The organism is Arthrobacter sp. 05L45_2, from assembly GCF_056397525.1.
Window position 1 is genome coordinate 1 of the sequence record NZ_JBFTNO010000172.1, and the last position, 6,858, is coordinate 6,858.

The 6,858-nt window shown below is 68.4% G+C and carries 8 protein-coding genes; 5 read left to right on the plus strand and 3 right to left on the minus strand.

Annotated features, from left to right (window positions below):
- The 4 genes from AC1DHD_RS12595 to AC1DHD_RS12610 form a co-directional block, all read left to right on the plus strand.
- The coding region (locus tag AC1DHD_RS12595) for an acyltransferase family protein (protein ID WP_476880042.1) at nucleotides 1–1,200 on the plus strand (1,200 nt) is incomplete at its 5' end.
- Nucleotides 1,197–1,541 (plus strand): GNAT family N-acetyltransferase, encoded by a 345-nt coding sequence (locus AC1DHD_RS12600; protein WP_476880043.1) that lies wholly within the window; start codon nucleotides 1,197–1,199, stop codon nucleotides 1,539–1,541. The genes AC1DHD_RS12595 and AC1DHD_RS12600, both read left to right, overlap by 4 nt.
- 79 nt (nucleotides 1,542–1,620) lie before the next feature.
- Nucleotides 1,621–2,439 carry a hypothetical protein gene (locus AC1DHD_RS12605; RefSeq protein WP_476880044.1) on the plus strand — a complete coding sequence of 273 codons (819 nt, stop codon included), beginning with the start codon at nucleotides 1,621–1,623 and terminating at the stop codon, nucleotides 2,437–2,439.
- Nucleotides 2,440–2,470: 31 nt separating this feature from the next.
- Nucleotides 2,471–3,259 (plus strand): SDR family NAD(P)-dependent oxidoreductase, encoded by a 789-nt coding sequence (locus AC1DHD_RS12610; protein WP_476880045.1) that lies wholly within the window; start codon nucleotides 2,471–2,473, stop codon nucleotides 3,257–3,259.
- Nucleotides 3,260–3,375: 116 nt separating this feature from the next.
- Here AC1DHD_RS12610 and AC1DHD_RS12615 read toward each other — a convergent pair whose 3' ends face one another.
- Together AC1DHD_RS12615 and AC1DHD_RS12620 are read right to left on the minus strand one after the other, a co-directional pair.
- The gene (locus AC1DHD_RS12615; RefSeq protein ID WP_476880046.1) at nucleotides 3,376–4,965 is read right to left on the minus strand and encodes an MFS transporter; all 1,590 of its coding nucleotides are present in this window, start codon (nucleotides 4,963–4,965) and stop codon (nucleotides 3,376–3,378) included.
- 314 nt (nucleotides 4,966–5,279) lie between these two features.
- Nucleotides 5,280–5,783 carry an N-acetyltransferase family protein gene (locus AC1DHD_RS12620; protein WP_476880047.1) on the minus strand — a complete coding sequence of 168 codons (504 nt, stop codon included), beginning with the start codon at nucleotides 5,781–5,783 and terminating at the stop codon, nucleotides 5,280–5,282.
- 78 nt (nucleotides 5,784–5,861) lie between these two features.
- On the opposite strand from AC1DHD_RS12620, the gene AC1DHD_RS12625 reads away from it, so the two are divergent.
- A complete protein-coding gene (locus AC1DHD_RS12625) occupies nucleotides 5,862–6,116 on the plus strand; it encodes a hypothetical protein (RefSeq protein WP_476880048.1) in 255 nt (84 codons plus the stop codon).
- A gap of 49 nt (nucleotides 6,117–6,165) precedes the next feature.
- Here AC1DHD_RS12625 and AC1DHD_RS12630 read toward each other — a convergent pair.
- The coding region (locus AC1DHD_RS12630) for an ATP dependent DNA ligase (RefSeq protein ID WP_476880049.1) at nucleotides 6,166–6,858 on the minus strand (693 nt) is incomplete at its 5' end.

Here is a 6,858-nt window from a genome sequence, read left to right on the forward strand (position 1 = left end):
CCCGACGGCACCGTGACCTCGGCCAACACCCTCGGGGAGCAGCCCTGGTTCGAGCCGGTCGTCTGGGTGCTGCAGGTGATGCCGCTGTTCTTCGTGGCCGGCGGCGTCACGGGCCTGTATTCCTGGCGGCGGCTACGCGCCCGCGGGGGCAGCGCCCTCGAGTTCGTCCAGGGCCGCCTGCTCAGGCTGATCCGCCCGGCCGCTGTGCTGCTGGCGGCCATGTTTACGGCCCTCTGGGCGGCGCGGCTCAGCGGCGTGGACCCGCAAGTGATCCAGCTGCTCGCCGCCGGCGCGGGTATGCCGCTGTGGTTTCTGGCCGCCTACCTCGCCGCGCAACTGAACCTGCCCTGGCTCTCGGCACTCCACGCCCGGGCGCCGTGGCTGACCCTGGCCGCCCTCGTTTCCCTGGTGGTGGCCGTGGACTGCCTCCGCGCAGCCCTGCCCGGGCTGGCCTACGCCAACATGGTGTTCCTCTGGTGCGCCGTGCAGCAACTGGGCTTTGTGGTCGCCGACGGCTCGCTCCAGGGGCTGGCGACGTCGCGGTTGGTCGCCCTTGCGGTGGGAAGCAACCTGGTCCTCGCCGTCCTGGTCTTACTGCGGCTCTACCCCGGAAACATGCTGGTGAACCTCAACCCGCCCAACCTGACGCTGTTCCTTCTCGGCGTCTCACAGGCCGCCTGCCTGCAACTGGCGCGGCCGCTGATCACCCGGGTCGGGACGTTGGACGCGGTCCGGATGGTCCTTGCCCGGGCGRGACGGCGCTCCATGACCGTCTACCTGTGGCACCTGCCGTTGCTCGCCGGTATGTCAGGCCTGTTCCTGCTCACGGACCTTCGGCAGCCGGCCGGCGGAACGGCGGCCTGGTGGTGGACCCGGCCGCTGGCGCTGGCCGCCGTTATCAGTTTGCTGCTGCCGGTGGTGGTGCTGTTCGGGCGGCTCGAGGAACTTCCGACGTCGGACCACGCCCGGGCCCGGCCGGCGGCGGCCGTGGTGACTGCCGCCGTCGTCGTCTTCATTCCGGTGGCCGACGCGGCACTGAACGGCCTCACGCTGGGGCTCCTTGGCGGCGGCGCGGCATGCTTCGCCCTGGCAGCCCTGCTGCTGGGCCGCATCCCGGACCGGACAGCGCACGGAGCGGGCGCTTCCGACGCCGGACGGCCATTGCCACACCCGCCTTTAAGTGCCAATCTCGAACCATGACGGAGAACTCGGCAGAAACGCAAGACACGTTCAGTCCGGACGTCACCACCACCCGAAATGATGCCCTGCACCGCTATGAGCTGCATGTGGGCGGGGAGCTCGCGGTCCAGGTGCGCTACATCGACAGGCCGGGACACGTGGACTTCATCCACACCGAGACGGCCGAGAAATTTGCGGGCCAGGGCCTGGCGAGGGTGTTGGCACACTTCGCCCTGGACGACGTTGTTGCGTCCGGGAAGCGGATCATCCCGCACTGCCCCTACATCTACCGGTACCTGCGCCACCACGATGCCTACGAGCAGTGCATTGACTGGCCCGAGCAGGCGCCCGCCGGGGCATAGCTTGTGACCGGAGCGACAACCTCGTAGTGTGGGGGTTGAGTTATGCAGCTGGCTCATGGACGTATCATTGGAGAACCCCGTGAACCACAAACTGCGTGTGCTTGTCCGTGTGGATGTTGATCCCGGACAAGTGACCCTCGAAGTCACCGGATGCCTGACCCAGGCAAGCTACCCCGCCCTGCTGCACATTGTTCGCCGTGCCAGCCGCCTGGCCGCCGGAGCGGACGTCTGCATCGATCTGCATGGCGCCTCCCACCTTGACCCCGAAATCCTGCTGTACCTCCGGCAGCTCGCCGCCGCCCAGGATCCCGTGCCCGGCGGTGACCCCGTGGCCGCGGCCGTCGGGATTGCGCCGAGCGGCGCCGAATCTTTCCGCCTGAGCCTCAACGAGCCGGCCGACCTGCCGATCTGCCTGCTGCATGTGGGCTCCGGCGGCGAGGTCCTGGCGGGCCTGGACAGCGACATCGGCGGGACCGTGCACGGCCAGCTCCCGACCGAGGTGGACGGCCTTGATGGCGTCGAGCAGGGGCCCGCGGATGCCCTTCCGGCCGCGGCCTCCGGCCTCATCGACGGCCTGGAGCTCTCCGACTACTTCGAGGGGACGCTGGACCCGGCTGCCACTGTGGCGGCGCTGTCCGATACGGCCCTCGGGCAGCTCGCCGACGCCCTCTACCAGCACCTGGACACCCCGAGCCCCAGCTTCGGCGCGCATACCTGGTATGAACTTGCCTCCGAAGAGCTGCAGCAGCGCTACCGGACGGCCGATGCGGACGGCTCCGTCGACCCGGACGGCTCCGTCGGGTCCGCCGAGCCCGTAGCGGCCTTCGAAGCCGTCGTCGAGGCCGCACCCGAAGGCCCAGCTGAAGGCGAACTCGCGGCGGGACCGGCACTGGCCTGACACCCCGGAGGCGCGGGGCTAGGCTGTGGCCATGAACACACCAGCTCCGAGCCCGTCCGCCACGGCAACCACCGCCCTGATCACCGGCGCGACGGCGGGGTTGGGGGCCGAGTTTGCCCGCCAGCTCGCCGAGCAGGGACACAACGTGGTCCTTGTGGCCCGCGACGCCGCCCGGCTGCAGGCCAGCGCCGCCGAGCTGGAGAACCGCTACGGGATCCGGGCGGAGGCGCTCGCCGCCGACCTGGTGGACGACGGCGGCGTGGCCGCTGTCGTCGCCCGGTTGAGCGATCCGGCACGTCCGGTCGAAATCCTCGTCAACAACGCCGGCATGGGCCTGCTGCGTTCCTTTGCCGATAACGACGTGAGCGAGGAGAAGCGGCACCTCCGGCTGCACGTCGAGACAGCCCTGGAGCTGACCCACGCCGCCTTGCAGGGGATGCTGCAGCGTCAGTCGGGCCGCGTCATCAACGTCGCCAGCGTGGCCGCGTTCCTGCCGCGCGAAACATACTCGGCCGCCAAGGCGTGGCTGCTGAGCTTCAGCCGCTGGGCCAATCTGGCCTACGCCGGGCACGGGGTCAAAGTCACGGCCGTCTGCCCCGGCTTCACGCACACCGAATTCCACGACCGGATGGGTATGGACAAGACCGTGGCCCCGTCCTGGATGTGGCTGCAGGCAGAACAGGTGGTCCGCGAGGGCCTCGCCGATAACGACAAGGGCAAAGCCGTCTCCATTCCGAGCAAACGCTACAAGGTGCTCGTCGCGGCGACCCGCCTCCTGCCGGCCCGGCTGGTCGCCGGCCCCCCGCGGCGGGCGAAGTAGGCCAGCGGGGCTCCCAACGCCAAAAGGCCCGCCCGCGCGCTTCCCAGGGGAAAGCGTACGGACGGACCTTTGTGGGCGGGGCTCGGACTACACGTTCGGGACCGGCAGGCCGGAAATTAGGCCGGCGCCGGGACCCTTCCGGCGTCGCCGTTGTGTCCCTCAGGCGTGCTGAGCGGCATGTCCATGTGCTCCAGGTCGATCAGCGGGTTCTCGTCCTGGGTCTTGACCAGTTCGCGGGCCTCCGCCTGCGTGTCCACGCTGGGCATSGAGCCCGGCAGCGGCATCTGGGCSGATTCCTTSAGGAAGTAGATCGCCACRGYGCCGATCGCCGAGGTGGCCATCAGGTAGTAGGCCGGCATCATGTCGTTGCCGGTSGCGTTGATCAGCGCGGCRACGATGAACGGGGTGGTGCCGCCGAAGATCGCCACGGAGAAGTTGTACGCAATACCCATCGCGCCGTAACGGCTGGCGGTCGGGAACTGGGCCGGCAGGGCCGAGGCCAGGTTTGCGACGTAGAACGTCACCGGGAAGGCGATCAGGGCGAGGCCGGCCAGGGTGGACCAGATTTCGCCGATGCCGATCAGCAGGAAGGCGGGGGTGGCCAGCACGATGGTGCTGATGGCGCCGATCCACAGCACGGGGCGGCGGCCGATCCGGTCCGAGAGCTTACCGGTCAGCGGAATGCACAGGCTCATGATGACCAGCACGGGGATGGTCAGCAGGGTGCCGTGGACCTCGTCGTAGCCCTTGGACTCGGTGAGGTAGGTCGGCATGTAGGAGGTCAGGGCGTAACCGGCAGTGTTGGCTGCGGCCACCAGGATCATCGCGACGATGATGGAGCGCCAGTAGGCCTTGACGATGCCGACCGGGCCCTTGGAGGCTGCGGCGTCGGACGCGGTGGCGTCCTTGGCGAGGCTTTCCTGGGCGTCCAGGGTGGCTTGGAACTGSGGSGATTCCTCGATCTTGCTACGGAAGTARACRGCGATCAGGCCSAGCGGRCCGGCSAGSAGGAACGGAATMCKCCAGCCCCACTGCTCCATGGTGTCCTGGCCGAGGGTCAGCTGCAGGACCGACACCAGGGCGGCGCCGAGGGCGAAGCCGAGGTAGCTGCCCATGTCCAGGAAGCTGGCGAAGAATCCGCGGCGCTTGTCCGGGGCGTATTCGCTCACGAACGTGGTGGCACCGGCGTACTCGCCGCCGGTGGAGAAGCCCTGGATGAGCTTGAAGAGAACCAGCAGGACGGCGGCCCAGATACCGATCTGGGCGTAGCCGGGCAGGAGACCGACGGCGAAGGTGCTGGCGGCCATGATCATCAGGGTCGCGGCGAGGACCTTCTGCCGGCCGATCTTGTCGCCGAGCCAGCCGAACACAACGCCGCCGAGGGGGCGGGCAATGAAGGTGGCGGCGAAGGTGCCGAGAAGGAAGAGGGTCTGGACGGACTTGTCCGCCTCCGGCAGGAATACCGGGCCCATGGTGGTGATCAGGTAACCGAACACACCGACGTCGTACCACTCCATGGTGTTACCGACGATGGTGCCGCCGAGTGCCTTTTTGAGCATCGGGCGGTCGACGACGTTGACGTCGGACTCGCGGAGCCGACGTCGGCGCAGCTTCGGTTTCTTGACGCCCTGTGGTGCGCCTTGGTTAGTCCCGCCGGCGTTAACAACGCCTGCGGAAGAGTCGGTCCTGCTTCGGTCTGTGGGCATTTGGAAAGCTCCTAGGGAGATCATTTGCTTGCGACTTGTAGCTGCCCCGCTCCGGGCAGGCTCTCAATTTTACGGGATTCCTCTGGAGTTTCCGATTTTGGTGCCGTATGATCCTCCGTTTTCGGGGCTCCGGAGGGTGCTATTCGGGGCACGCCAATGGCCGATTTATCCGCGTGGTTCTTGGGAAGTAGGCAGTTCGCTTAGTTTCCCCGCAAATTTTTTCCGGCGCGGCCAGTTTGTGGTCCGGTTTGGGCCCGTTTGTGCCCCTCCGCGGTCCCCTACCAGCCCGGTTTTGGGGCCGTGCGGGCGCCGCTTCAGTTCTCCAGGGCAGGCCGGGCCAGGCGCATCTCGGGCAGAGCCGACCACTCGGCCGGCAACAGTTTCCGTTCGCCGTCGGGCCGGAACCCGTGCTTGGCGTAAAACGCCCGCGCCCGGGGGTTGTCCTCGAGCACCCACAGGTACGCAGGGGAGGTGCCGATGGCGGCTGCCAGCAGGGCAGAGCCGAGCCCGGAGCCGTAGGTCCGGCGGAAAGTGTAGAAGGAGTACAGCTCCAGTTGCCCGGGCCGGTCTTCGTCCCGGCCGGGGCCGGCGTCGGCGAACCCAACAATCTCGTCGTTCTCATCCAGGGCGATGATGCGCGGCTCTGCGCTGGCCAGGTAGGGGCGGCGGCGTTCCACCCGGAGGTCGATGGTGGCCCGGCGGTCTTCGAAGAAGCGGGCCGGCAGCTGGTGCCCGTAGCACTCCTCGTGCACGGCGGTGTGCATCCGGACCAGGGCGTCGGCGTCATCGGGGGTGGCCTGGCGGGTCCTGTATTCCATGCCCCTAGCCTAGAGACATCTCACGGGCGCAGACCTACGATTGGGGGACGCTTCATTTCATCGCAGAAAGGAAGGCCCATGGCGGATCATCACTCGAAAGAGATCGAGCCGGACGTAGCCAGTCATCTTGCGGAATCCATGGACGAGGCACCCGGGCCCGAGTCCAGGCGCCCGGAGCCGCCGTCGGCGGCTGACGGCCACGAATGGCCGGACGGCAGCGGCGAGCACCGCCATCCGAAGGACCGGGACGTTTCCCGCGGGCAGCAGGGCCAGCAGGTGGCCGACGCGGCCATGCACCGGCAAAGCCGGCCGCAGATCCCGCACCACAACTAGGCAGAGCCCGCACCACAACTAGGACGCGAGGGCCCGTTACGGCGGGCCCTCAGTCGTGTTCGGCGGCGGCTTCCTCAACAACCACGTCCTCCGGCGCCTTGTCGAGGCGCCAGCCGCGCCAGACCGGGTGCCGAAGCTTCCCACCGCCGGTCCAGTCGCCGAAGGTGACCTCTCCGACCAGCCGGGCCGACACCCAGCGGGCGTCCGCGGCGTCTTCCGCGGGAACCTCGGCGAAGGGTGAGGTCTTACGCGGGATCGCGTCCAGTTGCTGCCGCAGTTCCTTGAGTTCACGGGTGCTGAAGCCGCTGCCCACCCGGCCCACGTAGCGCAGCGACTTGCCCTCGGGCACGCCCAGCAGCAGCGACCCGACCGAATTGCTGCGGCCGCCGTTGCCTGGCCGCCAGCCGCCCACCACCACCTCCTGGGTCTTTTCAAACTTCAGTTTCAACCAGGACCGGCTCCGCTGCCCGACGTAGCGGCCATCGACGCGCTTGGCCATCACGCCTTCCAGGCCGAGTTCCTCGGCGCTTTCCAGCAGGTGCCCGACGTCGGCGTCGATCACCGCGGACAGCTCCACCGGGAAGGCCCGGACTCCGCCGTCCCCGGAACCGCCGACGCCGGTATGGAAAGCCTCGAGGTGTGTCCGCCGGTCCCGGAGGGGGAGGCGGCGGAGGTCCTTGCCGCCGTCGGTCAGCAGGTCGAACAGCATCAGGCGCACCGGTGTTGCGGCCCGGGCTTTGGC

What these genes read in the sequence shown, in the direction of transcription:
- AC1DHD_RS12620 (WP_476880047.1), bottom strand. Translation starts at nt 5,783, where the DNA reads ATGGAATACAGGACCCGCCAGGCCACCCCCGATGACGCCGACGCCCTG.
- AC1DHD_RS12610 (WP_476880045.1), top strand. Translation starts at nt 2,471, where the DNA reads ATGAACACACCAGCTCCGAGCCCGTCCGCCACGGCAACCACCGCCCTG.
- AC1DHD_RS12625 (WP_476880048.1), top strand. Translation starts at nt 5,862, where the DNA reads ATGGCGGATCATCACTCGAAAGAGATCGAGCCGGACGTAGCCAGTCAT.
- AC1DHD_RS12600 (WP_476880043.1), top strand. Translation starts at nt 1,197, where the DNA reads ATGACGGAGAACTCGGCAGAAACGCAAGACACGTTCAGTCCGGACGTC.